Annotated in this window: 15 protein-coding genes; 9 read left to right on the forward strand and 6 right to left on the reverse strand. The window is 73.1% G+C overall.

Annotated elements, in window-relative coordinates; genetic code table 11:
• The first annotated feature begins 12 nt into the window (after positions 1-12).
• From AB0E07_RS17455 to AB0E07_RS17470, 4 genes are all read left to right on the forward strand, one after another.
• Positions 13-1,242, forward strand: a complete 1,230-nt coding sequence (locus AB0E07_RS17455; protein WP_362252026.1) for an MFS transporter — start codon at positions 13-15, stop codon at positions 1,240-1,242.
• A 497-nt stretch (positions 1,243-1,739) separates the two neighbouring features.
• A complete protein-coding gene (locus tag AB0E07_RS17460) occupies positions 1,740-3,089 on the forward strand; it encodes an ABC transporter ATP-binding protein (protein ID WP_362252029.1) in 1,350 nt (449 codons plus the stop codon).
• Positions 3,090-3,239: 150 nt separating this feature from the next.
• Positions 3,240-4,628 (forward strand): aldehyde dehydrogenase family protein, encoded by a 1,389-nt coding sequence (locus AB0E07_RS17465; RefSeq protein WP_362252032.1) that lies wholly within the window; start codon positions 3,240-3,242, stop codon positions 4,626-4,628.
• 14 nt (positions 4,629-4,642) lie between these two features.
• Positions 4,643-5,725 (forward strand): Zn-dependent alcohol dehydrogenase, encoded by a 1,083-nt coding sequence (locus tag AB0E07_RS17470; protein ID WP_362252035.1) that lies wholly within the window; start codon positions 4,643-4,645, stop codon positions 5,723-5,725.
• A 92-nt stretch (positions 5,726-5,817) separates the two neighbouring features.
• On the opposite strand, the gene AB0E07_RS17475 is transcribed toward AB0E07_RS17470, so the two are convergent.
• The 3 genes from AB0E07_RS17475 to AB0E07_RS17485 all read right to left on the reverse strand — a co-directional run bounded on the left by AB0E07_RS17475 (position 5,818) and on the right by AB0E07_RS17485 (position 8,791).
• Positions 5,818-6,816, reverse strand: a complete 999-nt coding sequence (locus AB0E07_RS17475) for a DMT family transporter (protein WP_362252416.1) — start codon at positions 6,814-6,816, stop codon at positions 5,818-5,820.
• 53 nt (positions 6,817-6,869) lie between these two features.
• Positions 6,870-7,580, reverse strand: a complete 711-nt coding sequence (locus AB0E07_RS17480; RefSeq protein WP_362252038.1) for a winged helix-turn-helix domain-containing protein — start codon at positions 7,578-7,580, stop codon at positions 6,870-6,872.
• A gap of 569 nt (positions 7,581-8,149) precedes the next feature.
• Positions 8,150-8,791, reverse strand: a complete 642-nt coding sequence (locus AB0E07_RS17485; RefSeq protein WP_362252041.1) for a TetR/AcrR family transcriptional regulator — start codon at positions 8,789-8,791, stop codon at positions 8,150-8,152.
• A 78-nt stretch (positions 8,792-8,869) separates the two neighbouring features.
• Here AB0E07_RS17485 and AB0E07_RS17490 point away from each other — a divergent pair, with 78 nt between their 5' ends.
• The 3 genes from AB0E07_RS17490 (at position 8,870) to AB0E07_RS17500 (ending at position 11,075) form a co-directional block, all read left to right on the forward strand.
• Positions 8,870-10,021, forward strand: coding sequence for an acyl-CoA dehydrogenase family protein (locus AB0E07_RS17490; protein ID WP_362252044.1), 1,152 nt, complete (start codon positions 8,870-8,872; stop codon positions 10,019-10,021).
• Between the two features lie 111 nt (positions 10,022-10,132).
• Positions 10,133-10,378 carry a YiaA/YiaB family inner membrane protein gene (locus tag AB0E07_RS17495; protein WP_362252047.1) on the forward strand — a complete coding sequence of 82 codons (246 nt, stop codon included), beginning with the start codon at positions 10,133-10,135 and terminating at the stop codon, positions 10,376-10,378.
• Positions 10,379-10,451: 73 nt separating this feature from the next.
• On the forward strand, positions 10,452-11,075 hold the full coding sequence (locus AB0E07_RS17500) for a TetR/AcrR family transcriptional regulator (protein WP_362252050.1): 624 nt from the start codon (positions 10,452-10,454) through the stop codon (positions 11,073-11,075).
• A gap of 2 nt (positions 11,076-11,077) precedes the next feature.
• On the opposite strand, the gene AB0E07_RS17505 is transcribed toward AB0E07_RS17500, so the two are convergent.
• Positions 11,078-11,539, reverse strand: a complete 462-nt coding sequence (locus tag AB0E07_RS17505; protein WP_362252053.1) for a MaoC family dehydratase — start codon at positions 11,537-11,539, stop codon at positions 11,078-11,080.
• A gap of 103 nt (positions 11,540-11,642) precedes the next feature.
• Here AB0E07_RS17505 and soxR point away from each other — a divergent pair, with 103 nt between their 5' ends.
• The gene (soxR, locus tag AB0E07_RS17510) at positions 11,643-12,110 is read left to right on the forward strand and encodes a redox-sensitive transcriptional activator SoxR (protein ID WP_362252056.1); all 468 of its coding nucleotides are present in this window, start codon (positions 11,643-11,645) and stop codon (positions 12,108-12,110) included.
• Between the two features lie 45 nt (positions 12,111-12,155).
• Here soxR and AB0E07_RS17515 read toward each other — a convergent pair whose 3' ends face one another.
• Both AB0E07_RS17515 and AB0E07_RS17520 read right to left on the reverse strand, forming a co-directional pair.
• Complete coding sequence (locus tag AB0E07_RS17515) at positions 12,156-13,235, reverse strand: RNA ligase (ATP) (protein ID WP_362252059.1); 1,080 nt, start codon at positions 13,233-13,235, stop codon at positions 12,156-12,158.
• A 268-nt stretch (positions 13,236-13,503) separates the two neighbouring features.
• The gene (locus AB0E07_RS17520; protein ID WP_362252061.1) at positions 13,504-14,109 is read right to left on the reverse strand and encodes a hypothetical protein; all 606 of its coding nucleotides are present in this window, start codon (positions 14,107-14,109) and stop codon (positions 13,504-13,506) included.
• Positions 14,110-14,340: 231 nt separating this feature from the next.
• On the opposite strand from AB0E07_RS17520, the gene AB0E07_RS17525 reads away from it, so the two are divergent.
• Positions 14,341-17,136, forward strand: a complete 2,796-nt coding sequence (locus tag AB0E07_RS17525) for a penicillin acylase family protein (protein ID WP_362252064.1) — start codon at positions 14,341-14,343, stop codon at positions 17,134-17,136.
• The last annotated feature ends 23 nt before the right edge of the window (positions 17,137-17,159 follow it).

Here is a 17,159-nt window from a genome sequence, read left to right on the forward strand (position 1 = left end):
AGGAGTTCGTACATGGCGCCCGGCAGGAACCGCGGCTGGCTGCTCCGCCTCGTCATCGCCTTCAGCTTCGCGCAGGCGGCGGTGTCGATGGCCCGGCCCGCCGTCTCCTACCGGGCCCTCGCGCTCGGCGCCGACGAGCGGGCGGTCGGCGTCATCGCCGGTGTCTACGCGCTGCTCCCGCTGTTCGTCGCGGTCCCCCTCGGCCGCCGTACCGACCACGGCCGGTGCGCGCCCCTGCTGCCCGTCGGTGTCGTCCTGGTCTCCGGTGGCTGCGCGCTCAGCGGCCTCGCCGGCTCGCTGTGGACGATGGCCCTGTGGAGCGGCGTGATGGGCCTCGGGCACCTCTCCTTCGTCATCGGCGCCCAGTCCCTCGTCGCCCGCCAGTCGGCCCCGCACGAACAGGACCGCAACTTCGGGCACTTCACCATCGGCGCCTCGCTCGGCCAGCTCATCGGCCCGGTCGCGGCGGGCGCGCTGATCGGCGGCCACGACATGGCGGGGACCAGCGCTCTCGCCCTGCTCGCCGCGGGCGGCGGCGCGGCGGTCGCGTTCACCTCGCTGTGGCGCATCGAGGACCGCCGCACAGGGTCCAAGTCCCTTACCGGACAGGGTGATCGGGTCCCCGTCCACCGCATCCTGCGTACCCGGGGCGTGCCCGCCGGCATGCTCATCAGCCTCTCCGTGCTGTCCGCCACCGATGTCCTCACCGCCTATCTGCCGGTGGTCGGCGAGCACCGGGGCATCGCGCCGTCGGTGGTCGGACTGCTGCTCAGCCTGCGCGCGGCGGCGACCATCGCCTGCCGGCTGGTGCTGACCCCGCTGCTGCGGCTGCTCAGCCGCCCCGCCCTGCTGACCGTCACCTGCCTGCTGGCGGCCGTGCTGTGCGCCGCGGTCGCGGTGCCGGTGCCGGTGTGGGCGCTCGCCGTGACGATGGCGCTGCTCGGCTTCTGCCTGGGCGTCGGCCAGCCGCTGTCCATGACGACGGTCGTCCAGGCCGCCCCCGACGGCGCCCGCTCCACCGCGCTCGCCCTGCGGCTCACCGGCAACCGCCTCGGCCAGGTCGCGGCCCCCGCCACGGCGGGCCTGGTCGCGGGCGTGGCGGGCGTGGCGGCCCCGTTCGTGATGCTGGGCGTGCTGCTTCTCGCCTCGGCGGGCGTGGCCGTGCGCTCCCCGTCGAAACCACCGTCCGGCGAGACCCCGCGCCCCGACCGGACCCGCCCGAAGACGCGGCGCGGGGCCTGAGGAACGCGGCGGGCCCGGGCCGGCGCCGTCGGCGAGACCGCCCCCGGTGACTCGGCGGCGGGCCGGTCCGCCCCAGCGGCCCGGCGTAGGCCCGGCCCGGCTGATCCGGGGTTCCGGACCGCCGTACACAAGCCGTCGCCCTCGGGCGCCCCGGGCCCCGGGCCCCGGAGCGCGGTCGCGGACCTCCGACGGCCGAACGGCCCGGCTGGCTGATCCATTGCGGTGGGACTCAGCGCCCTCGGGGTGGTAACCGGGGCGAATGTGGACGCTATACCCTCCCGCTGATACCTCGACCCGCCCCCACCTCCCCCCGCCACGGCTGAATTCGGGCGTCCGCTTTCTCAGCTGATGGACGGTGGCGCCGGAACCCGCCCATCCCCTTCCCCCGCCCGCACACATTCCGTTAACTTCCGTGACTCACAGGCCCCGTGCGACCCGTACGGGGTATCCAGCCGCGGAGCACAGGGCCGCCGACGTAGCCCCCGGGGGCACCCCTCATGACACGCGCGATCTCTCTGCACGACGTGAGCAAGAGTTACACCAAGGGCGTTCGGGTCGTGGAACGGCTCACGTTGGACATCGCGCCCGGCGAATTCCTCGTCCTGCTGGGCCCGTCCGGGTGCGGCAAGTCGACGGTGCTGCGCATGATCGCAGGGCTGGAGGAGATCGACGAGGGCGAACTGCGGCTCGACGGGGAGTGGGCCAACGATCTGCCACCGTCCGGCCGGGACATGGCGATGGTGTTCCAGAACTTCGCCCTCTACCCGAGCATGTCCAGCCGCGACAACATCGGCTTCCCGCTGCGCATCGAGGCCCCCGGCGAGGACCCCTCCCCCCGGGTGGACGCCACCGCCCGGATGCTGGGCATCGAGGAGCTGCTCGACCGGCTGCCCGCCCAGCTCTCCGGCGGTGAACGCCAGCGCGTGGCCATGGGCCGGGCCATCGCCCGCCACCCCTCCGCCTTCCTGATGGACGAGCCGCTGTCCAACCTGGACGCCAAGCTCCGCAACCACCTGCGGGCCGAGATCACCAAGCTCACCCGGGAGTTGGGCGTCACCACGGTCTACGTCACCCACGACCAGTCCGAGGCCATGTCGCTCGGCGACCGGGTGGCCGTGCTGCGCGGCGGCGTCCTCCAGCAGGTCGGCACCCCCCGCGAGGTCTACGCGCTGCCCCGCAACGTCTTCGTCGCCGCCTTCATCGGCATCCCGCGCATCAACCTGCTGCGCGGAGTCGTCCGCGCCCCGCTGGACGGCGCGATGACCATCAGCCTCGGCAAGCAGTTCCTGCGCCTGCCCGAACCGCTCTCGCTCGACCACCAGTTGCTCCGGGTCCAGCAGGGCCGCGAGGTCATCGTGGGGCTGCGCTCGGAGTCGGTGCGGATCGCCAAACCGGCCTCAGCGCGGCCCGGTGAGGCCCTCATCACCGGCCTGGTGGAACACGTCGAGTTCCAGGGCCACGAGGTCCTCGTCCACTTCAACACCGGCTCCCGCCCGGCCGTCGTGCCCGAGCTGGAGGCGCCCCGGCCGGTGGGCAGGGCCCGGCGGCGCAGGCGCGAGGGCGCGACCGTGCTGGAGCGGATCCGGGAGCGGGCGGGCGCACTGCGGGCGGGTCCGGTGGTCGTCCTGGAGGATCCCGCCGACGCCGGTCCGGTCCCGTCCTCCGAACCGGTGCCGCCCGAGGGCCGGCTCCCCGGCGACCTCATCGTCCGCACCACGCCCGACATCGACCTCCGGCCGGGCATGCAGGTGCCGCTCCTCGTCGACATCGCCCATCTGTTCGTCTTCGACCAGCACGGCGAGCGGATCTGCCCCGCACCGGCGCGCCTGCCGGACCTGGAGGAGTAGGGGGCGTCTCCGCGTCCATTCCCGGGCAGGGTGAGCTGTGCCATGCGGACGGTCCCTGGTGCCAGAAAACTAACGGCGCTAGTTTAAGGGTCCACGCACTCCACGCACCGCACTCGCACCCGCATCCGCAGGACGTCCGGAAGGAACGCGATGAAGGCACACGGCGGCTTCTACATCGACGGAGCCTGGCACCCCGCCGCCGGCCGGGACACGATCGACGTCGTGAACCCGGCCGACGAACAGATCGTCGCCCAGGTCCCGGCCGGCACCCCCGAGGACGTGGACACGGCCGTACGCGCCGCGCGCCGCGCGCTCCCCGGCTGGGCCGCCACCCCGCCCGCGGTACGCGCCGAACGCCTCGCGGCCCTGCGGGACGTCCTGGCCGCCCGCAAGGACGAGATCGCCGGGACGGTCACCGAGGAGCTCGGCTCCCCGCTCGCCTTCTCGCAGGCCGTGCACGCCTCCGTGCCGATCGCCGTGGCGGCCTCGTACGCCGAGATCGCCGCCGGCCACGCCTTCGAGGAGAAGGTCGGCAACTCCACCGTGCTGCACGAGCCGATCGGCGTCGTCGGCGCGATCACCCCCTGGAACTACCCGCTCCACCAGATCGTCGCCAAGGTCGCCCCCGCGCTCGCCGCGGGCTGCACGATCGTGCTCAAGCCCGCCGAGGACACCCCGCTGACCGCGCAGCTCTTCGCCGAGGCCGTCCACGAGGCGGGCTTCCCGGCCGGCGTCTTCAACCTGGTCACCGGGATCGGCCGGGTGGCCGGCCAGGCGCTCGCCGAGCACCCAGGCGTCGACCTGGTCTCCTTCACCGGCTCCACGGCCGTCGGCCGGCAGATCGCCGTGACGGCCGGTGCCGCGGTCAAGAAGGTCGCCCTGGAGCTGGGCGGCAAGTCCGCCAACGTCATCCTGCCCAGTGCCGACCTCGCCAAGGCCGTCAACGTCGGCGTCGCCAACGTGATGTCCAACTCCGGGCAGACGTGCAGCGCCTGGACCCGGATGCTCGTGCACGCCGACCAGTACGACGAGGCCGTCGAGCTGGCCGCCAAGGCCGCCGCCAAGTACGCCGACCGCATCGGCCCGCTGGTCAACGCGCGGCAACGGGACCGGGTCCGCGGCTATATCGAGAAGGGCGTCGCCGAGGGCGCCCGGTTGGTCGCCGGGGGCACCGAATCCCCGCGCGAGCGGGGCTACTTCGTCAGCCCCACCGTCTTCGCCGACGTCACCCCCGAGATGACGATCGCGCAGGAGGAGATCTTCGGCCCCGTCCTGTCGATCCTGCGCTACACGGACGAGGAGGACGCCCTGCGCATCGCCAACGGCACCGTGTACGGGCTGGCCGGGGCGGTCTGGGCGGCCGAGGAGGCGGAGGCGGTCGCCTTCGCCCGGCGCATGGACACCGGCCAGGTCGACATCAACGGCGGCCGCTTCAACCCCCTCGCCCCGTTCGGCGGCTACAAGCAGTCCGGCGTGGGCCGGGAACTCGGCACCCACGGACTCGCCGAGTACCTTCAGACCAAGTCCCTCCAGTTCTAGAGGAGTTCGCACCGATGGTTCGCGCCGCCGTCCTGCCCGCCGTGGGCGCTCCGCTGGAGATCGCCGAGATCGAACTCCCCGACCCCGGACCCGGCCAGGTCCGGGTCCGGCTCGCCGCCGCGGGGGTCTGCCACTCCGACCTGTCCCTGACCAACGGCACGATGCGTCTTCCGGTCCCGGCCGTCCTCGGCCACGAGGGCGCGGGCACCGTGGTGGCGGTGGGCGAGGGTGTCACCGAGGTGTCCCTCGGCTCCGAGGTCGTCCTCAACTGGGCTCCTTCCTGCGGAAGTTGCCACCCCTGCCTGCTCGGTGAGGTGTGGCTGTGCGCCGAGGCCCTGAGCGGTGCCGCTGCCGTGCACGCCCGCCGCGCCGACGACGGCAGCGACCTCCATCCCGGGCTGAACGTCGCCGCGTTCGCCGAGGAGACGGTCGTCCCGGTCTCCTGCCTCCTGCCCGCCCCGGAGGGCGTCCCGCTCACCGAGGCGGCCCTGCTGGGCTGCGCGGTCCTCACCGGCTACGGCGCCGTCCACCACTCGGCACGGGTACGGGCCGGTGAGACCGTCGCCGTCTACGGCGTCGGCGGAGTGGGCCTCGCCGCCCTCCAGTCGGCCCGGATCGCGGGCGCCTCGCGGATCGTCGCCGTGGACGTCTCCCCGGCGAAGGAGGAACTGGCCCGCGCCGCGGGCGCCACGGACTACGTCGTCGCCTCCGAGACCACCGCCCGGGAGATCCGCGCGCTGACCGGGAAGCAGGGCGTGGACGTGGCGGTCGAGTGCGTCGGCCGGGCCTCCGCGATCCGCACCGCCTGGGAGTCCACCCGCCGCGGTGGCCGCACCACCGTCGTCGGCATCGGCGGCAAGGACCAGCAGGTCACCTTCAACGCCCTGGAGATCTTCCACTGGGGCCGCACCCTCACGGGCTGCGTCTACGGCGACTCGGTCCCCGCCCGCGACGTCCCGATCCTCGCCGAGCACGTCCGCGCGGGCCGTCTGGACCTGGACATGCTGGTGACGGAACGCATCGGCCTGGAAGGCATCCCGGCCGCCTTCGAGAACATGCTGGCGGGCAAGGGGGGCCGCGCCCTGGTCACGTTCTGACCGCCCACACGCCCCACGCGTGCGCGAAACCGCGGTACCGGGCCGTCTCCTCGGGGCGGCCCGTCCGCAGTCCGTCGTTCCCGCGCCCCGACTCAGTCCGTCGTTCCCGCGCCCGCCGACGAGGCCCGCCCGCCGTCCCTGGCGGCGGGCCGCCGGGCCGCGCCCAGCCCCCGTACCCGAACCGTGCCCCGGCCCCGCCCCCTGTCCGAAGCCGGCCGCGACCGCGACACCGCCACCCCGAGCAGACAGAGCGCACCGCCCGCCAGCGTCAGCCCGCCCGGTACCTCGCCCAGCGCCAGCCAGGACATCAGGACGACCAGGGCGGGCACCGCGTACGTCGTCGCGCCCATGCGGCCGGCGGTCGTGCGGGCCAGCGCGTACGCCCAGGTCGTGAAGGCCAGCGCGGTCGGGAAGACGCCCAGGTACAGCATGTTGAGCGTCGCGGACATCGGCGCCCCGGCCGCCTCGCGCACCAGCTGGGGCGCGAACGGCAGACAGGCCACCGCGCCGACCAGGCACCCGAACGTCGTCACCTGGAGCGCGCTCGCGTGGGCCAGCGCCGGCTTCTGCGCGACGACACCGCCCGCGTACCCGACCGCGGCCAGCAGGCACAGCACCACGCCGAGCAGCGAGGAACCGCCCCCGCCCGACATCGACAGGCCCACCGCCACCGCGCCCGCGAACGACACCGCCATGCCCGCGACCAGGCGCGGCGGCATGGTGTCACCGAGCAGCCGGGCCCCGAGCAGCGCCACCAGGATCGGCCCTACGTTCACGACCAGCGCGGCCGTACCGGCGTCCACCTCCTGCTCGCCCCAGTTCAGGACCACCATGTAGAACCCGAACCAGAGCAGCCCGGACAGGGCGATCCCGCGCCACGCGGGCCGCGGCGGCCACCCCTCCCGCCGTACGAGGCAGATGACGCCGAGGACCAGCGCCCCGGCGAGCAGGCGGCCGAGCGCCAGCGCGCCCGGCGCGTACTCGGCGCCCGCGCTGCGGATGGAGACGAACGCGGAGGCCCACAGCACGACGGTGACCGTGGCGGCCCCGGCGGCGAGCAGCTCCGGACGGCGGGCGGAGGAGGCGTTCATCATGCTCCGAAGGCTAGGAAGGGAAGGGCGCGGACGCTCGCGGATTTCGGACCTCACCGCAGTGACCCGGCGGGGATGCCGAGGAGCTCCGCCAGCGCCAGATCCCCGGCGGCAGTCACCCGTACCGCCCGCTCGGAGCCGATCCGTTCGCACCATCCGGCGTCCAGCGCGTGCCGGCACACCGCGGCGCCGGCGACCCCCGCCAGGTGCGGCCGCCGCTCGGTCCAGTCCAGGCAGGCACGGGCCAGCGGTCGTCGGCCGCCCCGGTCCAGTGCGATCCCCGCGGCGGCGAACCAGGCCACCCCTTCGTCGGTGAGCGCGAACCCGGTGTCCCGGCGCAGCAGCCCCAGTTCCGCGAAGGCGTCGGTCACCGCGATCCCGAGCCGCCCGGCGAGATGGTCGTAGCAGGTCCGGCCGCGCGCCATGGCCGCCCCGGCACTGGCCTGCCGCAGGTTCCGCGGCTCCGCGACGGCCCGGGGTGCCACCTGGGAGGCCAGGTCCTCCACCAGCTGTGCGGCCCGCGCGTCGGCGAGCCGCACGTACCGGTGCCGGCCCTGCCGCTCCTCGGTGAGGAGCCCGCCCGCGACCAGCTTGCCCAGGTGCTCGCTGAGCGTCGACGCGGCGACCCCGGCGTGCCGGGCCAGTTCACCGGCGGTCCAGGCCCGTCCGTCGAGCAGCGCCAGCAGACAGGCGGCCCGGGTCTCGTCGGCGAGGAGCCCGGCGAGCCGGGCGAGGTGGGACGCGCGGGGATCACGATCGGTCATGGACACCAGGATGCGTCCCAGTCACTTCGGCCCCGGCCGAAACGTCCCCGCGACCCCGCCCGAGGCGTCCGCGCGGCCACAGCCGGGGTGTTCTCTTGCGGCCCCGTCCGAGGCGTCCCCGCCGCTCCGCCCGCGACGCCCTTTCAGCCGCGGCCGACACGTCCCCTCGGCCGCGGCCGAGGCGTTTCTGCGGCCCCGTCCGAGGCGTTCCCGCGGCCACAGCCGAGGCGTCCCCGCCTCCTCGCCCGCGACGTCCTCGCGGCCCCGGCCGAAACGTCCCCACGGCCGCGGCCGAAACGTCCCCTCAGTCGCGGCCGAAGCGTGCCCTCGGCCGCGGCCGACACGTCCCCACGGCCACAGCCGAGGCGTCCCCGCCTCCTCGCCCGCGACGTCCTCGCGGCCCCGGCCGAAACGTCCTCGCGGCCCCGGCCGAAACGTCCCCTCAGCCCCGGCCGAAACGTCCCCACGGCCGCGGCCGAAACGTCCCCACGGCCGCGGCCGACACGTCCCCGCCTCCTCGCCCGCGACGTCCCCGCGGCACCGGCCGAAACGTCGCCTCGGGCTGCGCGTCAGGCGGAACGCCCGATCGACTCGAACTGCCCCTGGAGACCGTCCAGCAGCGCCGCGAGGCCTGTTTCGAAGGCTCGCTCGTCGATCTTCTCCTGGCGCTCGGCGAGCAGATGGGCCTGGCCCAGATGCGGGTAGTCGGCGGGGTCGTAGGCGCTTTCGTCGTCGACGAATCCGCCCGCGAACGAGCCCAGCGCGGAACCCATGATGAAGTACCGCATCAGCGCCCCGATCGAGGTGGCCTGCGCCGCGGGCCAGCCCGCCGCCACCATCGCCCCGTAGACCGCGTCCGCGAGCCGCAGCGCGGCCGGACGGCGGCCGGGGCCCCGGGCGAGGACCGGCACGATGTTCGGATGGTCGCGCAGGGCCGCCCGGTAGGAGACCGCCCAGTCGTGCAGCGCGGTACGCCAGTCCCGGCCGTCTTCGAACATCGACAGATCGACCTGCGCGCTCACCGAGTCCGCGACCGCCTCCAGGATCTGGTCCTTGGTGCGGAAGTGGTTGTAGAGCGAGGGCCCGCTCACCCCGAGTTCCGCGGCGAGCCGCCGGGTGGAGACGGCCGCGAGGCCCTCCGTGTCCACGAGCACCCGCGCCGTGTCCACGATCCGGTCGGTGCTGAGCAGGGGCTTGCGCGGTCGGGCCATGCGGCACATAGTAGGGCTGCGACTGGAAACTAGCAGTGCTAATTTAAATGTACGGCTTTCAATTTGGGGTGACTCGGCATGAACCTGGAGCTCAGCGAGGAGCAGACCGCGGTGCGGCAGCTGGCCCGGGACTTCGTGGCCCGCGAGATCGCCCCGCACGTCGTCGCCTGGGACCGCGCGGAGGAGGTCGACCGCGGCATCGTCAAGAAGCTCGGCGAGATCGGCTTCCTCGGGCTGACCGTCGACGAGGAGTACGGCGGCTCCGGGGGCGACCACCTCGCGTACTGCCTGGTCACCGAGGAACTCGGGCGCGGCGACTCCTCGGTGCGCGGCATCGTCTCCGTCTCCCTCGGCCTGGTCGCCAAGACGATCGCCGCCTGGGGGAGCGAGGAGCAGAAGCGGCACTGGCTGCCCGGACTGACCGGCGGCGAGTACGTCGGCTGCTTCGGCCTGACCGAGCCGGGCACCGGCTCCGACGCGGGCCACCTCGCCACCCGGGCCGTACGCGACGGCGGGGACTACGTCATCAACGGCACCAAGATGTTCATCACCAACGGCACCTGGGCCGACGTGGTGCTGCTCTTCGCCCGCTCCACCGACGCCCCCGGCCACAAGGGCGTCTCCGCCTTCCTGGTCCCCACCGACACCCCCGGGCTGACCCGCAGGACCGTCCACGGCAAGCTCGGCCTGCGCGGCCAGGCCACCGCCGAACTCGTCCTGGAGGACGTGCGCGTGCCCGCCTCGGCGCTGCTCGGCGAGGAGGGGAAGGGGTTCTCCGTCGCCATGTCGGCGCTGGCCAAGGGCCGGATGTCGGTGGCCGCGGGCTGTGTGGGCCTGGCCCAGGCCGCGCTGGACGTGGCCGTGCGGTACGCGGGGGAGCGCGAGCAGTTCGGGAAGACCATCGCCCACCACCAGCTGGTGCAGGAGCTGATCAGCGACATCGCGGTCGACGTCGACGCGGCCCGGCTGCTCACCTGGCGGGTCGCCGATCTGATCGACCGGGGCCTGCCCTTCGCGGTCGAGTCCTCCAAGGCCAAGCTGTTCGCCTCGGAGGCGGCCGTCCGCGCCGCCAACAACGCCCTCCAGGTCTTCGGCGGCTACGGCTACATCGACGAGTACCCGGCGGGCAAGCTGCTCCGCGACGCCCGCGTGATGACCCTCTACGAGGGCACCAGCCAGATCCAGAAGCTGGTGATCGGCCGCGCGCTGACGGGGGTCTCCGCGTTCTGAGTAACCGAACCGAGTAGCCGAACCGAGTACCTATCCGGGTACCGAACCGAGTATCCGAACTGAGTAGGTGCGCGGATGTGGCGGCCCGCCCGTCCGGCGAATCATGTCCCCATGAGTGAGACATCGGGCAAAGCGCAGAACACGGCCGCCTTCTACGGTCAGGCCGTCGCCTCCTTCGCCGTCGCCATCGCGGCCACGGCCATCGGCATCTACCAGCTGGAGGCCGACCCCTGGGTCCGCGCCTTCCTTGGCATAGCCGTCCTCTACCTGGTCACCTCCGCCTTCACCCTCGCCAAGGTGATCCGCGACCGCCAGGACGGCGCGGCCCGCCCCTACAGCCCCTACGAGAAGCACTGAGCGGGCGCGCTAAGCGCCCGCTCATGGTCGGCGGTATGGTGGTGCCCCTGTCAGCGAGAGGGGCGAACGAGCGATGAGTACGGCGGAGGAGACGGCCGACGGCGAGGGCACGGCGTGGGGCGAGGTCACGCCCGACGCGGCCCGGAGGCTGTTGATCGCCGCGGTGGAGGCCTTCGCCGAGCGCGGGTACCACGCCACGACCACCCGTGACATCGCGGGACGGGCCGGGATGAGCCCGGCCGCGCTCTACATCCACTACAAGACCAAGGAAGAGCTGCTGCACCGCATCAGCCGGATCGGCCACGAGAAGGCGGTGGAGATCCTGCGCACGGCGTCGGGGCGCGAGGGCAGCGCCACCGACCGGCTCGCGGACGCCGTCGGCTCGTTCGTCCGCTGGCACGCGGGCGGCCGGACGACCGCCCGCGTGGTGCAGTACGAGCTGGACTCGCTCGGCCCCGAGGCGCGCGCCGAGATCGTCGGACTGCGCCGGCAGGCCGACGCCGAGATCCGCGGCATCATCCAGGACGGCGTGGACTCGGGCGAGTTCGACGTCCCGGACGTCAAGGGCACCACCCTCGCCGTGCTCTCGCTCTGCGTGGACGTGGCCCGCTGGTTCGACGTGCGCGGCTCCTGGACCCCCGAGGAGGTCGGCGAACTGTACGCCGACCTCGTGCTGCGGATGGTCGGGGCGAAGTAGGTCTACAGGTAGTAGCGCGAGACGGACTCGGCGACGCACACGGGCTTGTCGCCCCCCTCGCGCTCCACCGTGAACGCGATCGTCACCTGGACGCCGCCGGTGACGTCGTCGACGCCGGTGATCGTGGCGGTCGCGCGCAGCCGGGAGCCGACCGGGACCGGGGCGGGGAAACGGACCTTGTTCGTGCCGTAGTTGACGCCCATCTTCACGCCCTCGACGCGGATGAGCTGCGGTCCGAACAGGGGCAGCAGCGACAGGGTGAGATATCCGTGGGCGATGGTCGTCCCGAAGGGGCCGGCGGCGGCCTTCTCGGGGTCGACATGGATCCACTGGTGGTCCCCGGTCGCCTCCGCGAACAGATCGATCCGCTTCTGGTCGACCTCCACCCAGTCGGTGTGCCCCAGCTGCTCGCCGATCGCGGCCTTCAGGTCGTCGACGGAGGTGAAAGTCCTCGGTTCTGCCATGTCCCTGGCCTCCCAAAAGTCTAAGCGACTGCTTAGCATGCTCGGGTGGAGGCCCGCTGTCAACGGACCCGGCGCCCCGCCGGAGGTGGGTAGGCTCCGAGGGGTGCCCAAGATTCCCGAGAAGATCCATGAGCTCACGGTCGGCCAGCTCTCCGCACGCAGCGGTGCCGCCGTCTCCGCGCTGCACTTCTACGAGGCCAAGGGCCTGATCGGCAGCCGCCGCACGGCCGGCAACCAGCGCCGCTACAGCAGGGACACCCTGCGCCGGGTCGCCTTCATCCGCGCGGCCCAGCGCGTCGGCATCCCGCTCGCCACGATCCGCGAGGCGCTCGCCGAACTCCCGGAGGAGCGCACGCCCACCCACGAGGACTGGGCGCGGCTGTCGGAGGCGTGGCGGGCCGAGCTGGACGAGCGGATCACCCAGCTGAACCGGCTGCGGGACCATCTGACCGACTGCATCGGCTGCGGCTGTCTCTCCCTGGACACCTGTGTGCTGTCCAACCCGGACGACACCTTCGGCGAACACCGCGCCGGTTCGCGCCTGCTGGTGGAGCGCCGCCCGGCCCGCTGACGGAGGCCGGGGGGCGGGGCCCGCCACCCCGCCGCCCGGCCGGTGTCACTCGTACTCGGTGCCGCCCTTGCGGGTCAGATACGCCGGGCTGACCGCCTTGGCGATGGCACGCCCGCCGGTGACCGCGCTGTACCGCTCCCCGGCCGCGCGGATCACCACGCCCTCGCGCAGATGCAGCTCCCGCCCCGACACCGTCTCCCGGCCGCTCGCGATCTCCAGCACCCGCGCGCTGTCGTACGGACCCTCGTACAGCCGGGGCACCAACGGCAGCGCATCGCCGATCAGTTCGGCGGCGTCCAGCCACCGCACCGTGCCGTCGATCTCCGCCGAGACGTCGAACGCCGCGTAGCCCAGCGTCTCCCGCCGGCCGTCCGCCCCGTACGTGAGGTCCTGGACCCCCGCCCCGTACACCTCGCCGAAGATGCCGACCCGGCGCGCGCCGAGCCGCTCGGCGAGCCCGGCCGCCACCTCCGCTACCCCGTGCCCGCGCACGGCGCGCCAGTACAGGTTCCGCGGGTCCTCCTTCAGGGCCAGGGACTTGGCGCCGAAGCCCTTGGAGGACACGTGCACCCGCTCCGCCGAGCCGTCCGCCGGCGCGACGTAGGTCAGCAGGCAGGCCGACCCGTGCAGCTTCTCGGTGAGCACCACGGGCTCGCCCGCGGTGAAGATCCCCGGATACCGCTGGATGTTCTCGATGTCGGTCCACGGCAGCAGCTCCGGCGCCGACTCCACCTCGCCGGACATCGTCGGCGGTACCGGTGGCACCCACTTGGCTATGCCCAGCCGCTCCGCGAAGTCCGTGCCGTCCGCGGCGGCCCGCTCCAGGTCCACGCCCGCCAGCGCGGCCGGCCGGCACACGATCCCCTGGGACAGCTCCCCGCGCAGCCGGACCGCCTTGACCCGGTCGGAGTTGCTCCCCGCCAGCCGTCCGGTCAGCCCCAGCTCCTCGACGAGGGCGGCCGGCAGCACGGACTGCTCGGGGATGTACACCGCGACCTCGCCGGTGCGGTAGGCGCCCTTCGCCACGACCGCCCGGTACAGGCCCACCTGGGCCAGTTCGAGGGCGTCGGCGTTGGGGTGTTCGAGGACGGTCAGCACTTCCGCGGTGACACGCAGCGTGGACATCGGCGGCTCCTGGTTCGTTCGTCAGCCGGGTCTCATCACCGCCAACTGTCCTTGCGGTAAACGGCTGGAACGACCGGATTTCCCCCTGCTACAGGCCGCCTGCCACAGGCCCCCTGCCACAGGCCGCGCGCGGCAGGCCCCACGGCACTGCTCCGGACGGACCCGCGCCACGGATCCCCCCAGCGGTCGGGGGTGCGGCATCCCCTGCGCACCCCCCTCGTACCGGGCCGGAACGGCGACGACACCCCCCGCTCGTCCGGCGGATCGCTCAGGCCGACATCAGCAGTCGGCGTTCGCGCCGGGCGGCCGCCAGGGCCTCCGGCGTCAGTACGGGACGCGGCACCACGATCCCGCAGTCCCCGCAGACCGGGCCCGAGGACGGCTCATGGGCCAGGTCGTACTTCCAGGTCAGCCGCTCGCCCCCGCACACCGGGCAGGCCGTGCCCGGATCGCGCTCCAGCGCGGAGATCAGCCTGCGCAGCACCTCGGCCAGCGGCTCGCGGGGATGAACCCGCGGGTCGTCGCACCACGCGACGCCGAAACCGCCCCAGGTCAGCCGGTGCCAGTCGTCGACACTCCCCGGCCTGCGCAGTCCGTCGTGCTTCTCCTTCCTGCGGCGCCCCGCGAACTCGGCCTCGTAGGCGAGCCAGACCGAGCGTGCCTCCTCCAGCTCCTCCAACGCGGCCACGAGCCGCGCCGGATCGGGGGAGCGGTCCTCGGGGCCGAACCCCGCCCGGGAGCACAAGTGGTCCCAGGTCGCCCTGTGCCCGTAGGGGGCGAACCGCTCAAGGCACTTGCGCAGCGAGTAGCGCCGCAGCGCCAGATCACAGCGCGGGTCGCGCACCTGTCTCGCCAGACTCCGGAAACCGGCCATCGCCCTGCACCTCCGTCACACCTGCACCTGTACTTCGGTCACTTCGGCGTCGTCGTTCGGACGTCTCCGAATAGACGTATCGACACGCGATTCGGCTCCCTCCGATTTCCGGCGGACCCTCTCGGCCCGCCCGGGCAGCGCCCCAACTCCCCGAAAGTTGAAGCATGTTCATCTTCAATCCCGGGGATACCGCCGGTAACGTCCGGCCCACCCCCGTCGGTAGGAGCTGCCATGCCACGGCGCATCCCCCGCACCGCGCTCGACAGACTGAGAACTCCCGGCACGTTCATCGGGTTCCTGAAGACCGTGACCGTATGCGTGCTCATTGCCGGTCTTTTGTCACCTCTTTCCCGAGCGGTCGCCGCGGAGGAGGCGGCACCCGCCGCGGCCGCCGTCGCCGACCACTGCGGCGGACAGTGCTCCGACATCCTGCCGCCCGGCGAGAACGGCAACGCCACGCTCGCCCAGATCCTGCTCAACCAGGCCTTCGGAACGATGCCCGCGCACGCCTCCGACCAGCTCGGACCGTACGCGGCGCTCGCCACCGGCCATCAGACCCTCACCAACGCCACCCTCAGCACCTTCTTCAACGACGCCTCCTTCGGCGTCCCCGCCGACCAGGTCGCCTCCACCGTCCGCCCGGCCGGCCGCACCGACGTCACGATCGTCCGCGACAAGAGGACGGGTGTGCCGCACATCACGGGCACCACGCGCTACGGCACCGAGTTCGGCGCCGGATACGCGGCGGCCGAGGACCGCCTGTGGCTCATGGACGTCTTCCGGCACGTCGGCCGCGGACAGCTGACCCCCTTCGCCGGCGGCGACCCCGCCAACCAGGGCCTGGAGCAGGAGTTCTGGCGCCACGCCCCCTACACCGAGGCCGACCTCCAGGCCCAGATCGACAGCGCGGTCGCGGACAACGGCGCCCGCGGACAACTGGCGCTCGCCGACGTCAACGCCTACGTCGCCGGCATCAACGCCTACATCGACGCCTCCGACAGCGGCCGCTACTACCCCGGCGAGTACGTACTGACCGGCCACAAGGACTCGATCACCAACGCCGGCACCATCGAGCACTTCAAACCGACCGACCTGGTCGCGCTGGCCTCCGTGATCGGCGCCCTGTTCGGCTCCGGAGGCGGCGGCGAGGTCGGCAACGCGATCTCCCTGCTGGCCGCCCAGGAGCGGTACGGCCTCGCCGAGGGCACCGAGGTCTGGGAGTCCTTCCGGATGCGCGACGACCCCGAGGCCGCCCTCACCGTCCGCGGACAGGACTTCCCCTACGCCGAGAAGCCCGCCGACCCCCAGGGCGCCGCGCTGCCCGACGCCGGTTCCGTCACCGCCGAACCGCTCGTCCACGACCGCACCGGCAGCGCCGCGACCACCGCCGCCGCCGAGACCTCGGCCGCCGCCACCCGGTCGGCCATGACCTCGGCCCGCAGGGGCATGTCCAACGCCCTCGTGGTCAGCGGCGAACACACCGCGAGCGGCCACCCCATCGCCGTCTTCGGCCCCCAGACCGGCTACTTCGCCCCTCAGCTCCTGCTGCTCCAGGAGATCCAGGGCCCCGGCATCAGCGCCCGCGGCGCGTCCTTCGCCGGCCTGAGCATGTACGTCGAACTCGGCCGCGGCCAGGACTACTCCTGGAGCGCCACCACCTCCGGCCAGGACATCATCGACACCTACGCCGTCGAGCTGTGCCAGGACGACTTCCACTACCTCTACCGCGGCACCTGCACCGCAATGGAAAAGGTCGAGCGGAGGAACGCCTGGAAGCCCACCACCGCCGACGCCACCCCCGCCGGCTCGTACACCATGCGGGTCTGGCGGACGAAGTACGGACCCGTCTCGCACCGCGCGACCGTCGACGGCACCCGCGTCGCCTACACCACCCTGCGCTCGTCCTACCTGCACGAGGCCGACTCCATCATCGGCTTCCAGATGCTCAACGACCCCGACCACGTCAAGGGCCCCGACACCTTCCGCACCGCGGTGGAGCACATCAACTTCACCTTCAACTGGTTCTACGTCGACTCCGAGCACACCGCGTACTACAACAGCGGCGACAACCCGGTGCGCGCCACCGGAGTGGACGCCGAGTTCCCGGTGTGGGCGCGCCCGTCGTACGAGTGGCGCGGCTGGGACCCGGCGGCCAACACCGCTGACTACACCCCGTCCTCGGCCCACCCGAACTCCGTCGACCAGGACTACTACATCTCCTGGAACAACAAACAGGCGTCCCGCTACACCACCGCCCCCTGGGGCGACGGCTCCGTGCACCGCGGCGACCTCCTCGACGACCGGGTGGCGCGGCTGGTCGCGCAGGGCGGCGTGACACGGGCCGCGCTGGTGAAGGCGATGGCCGAGGCGGGCCTCGCCGACCTGCGGGCCGAGGACGTCCTGCCGGACCTGCTCAAGGTGGTGAACAGCTCACCGGTGACCGACACGGCGGCGAAGGCGGCCGTCGACAAGCTCTCCGCGTGGGTCACCGCGGGCTCCCGCCGCACGGAGACCTCCGCCGGCTCCAGGACCTACGCGCACGCCGACGCCATCCGCATCCTGGACGCCTGGTGGCCGCTGCTGGTGCAGGCCGAGTTCCAGCCCGGCCTGGGCGGTGACCTGTTCACCGCCCTCACCGCCAGCCTGCCCGTCGACGAGTCCCCGTCGGCCGCGCACGGACCGACCGGCGCCCACGCCGGCAGCGCCTTCCAGTACGGCTGGTGGAGCTATGTCGACAAGGACCTGAGGTCGGTGCTCGGCGAACCCGTCCAGGGCCCGCTGGCCCGCGAGTACTGCGGGGACGGCAGCCTCGGCGCCTGCCGGGACAGCCTGCTCGGCACCCTGCGGACGGCGGCCGGCCGGACCGCCGCCCAGGTCTACCCCGGGGACGAGGGCTGCGCCGCGGGCGACCAGTGGTGCGCCGACTCGATCGTGCAGCGCCCGCTGGGCGGGATCAACCACGCCCGGATCAGCTGGCAGAACCGTCCGACCTACCAGCAGGTGGTGGAGTTCACCTCGCACCGGTGACGCCACGCGGGCGGTGCCGCCGG

The sequence above is a fragment of the Streptomyces sp. NPDC048002 genome (genome assembly GCF_040653275.1).
GTDB lineage: Bacteria > Actinomycetota > Actinomycetes > Streptomycetales > Streptomycetaceae > Streptomyces.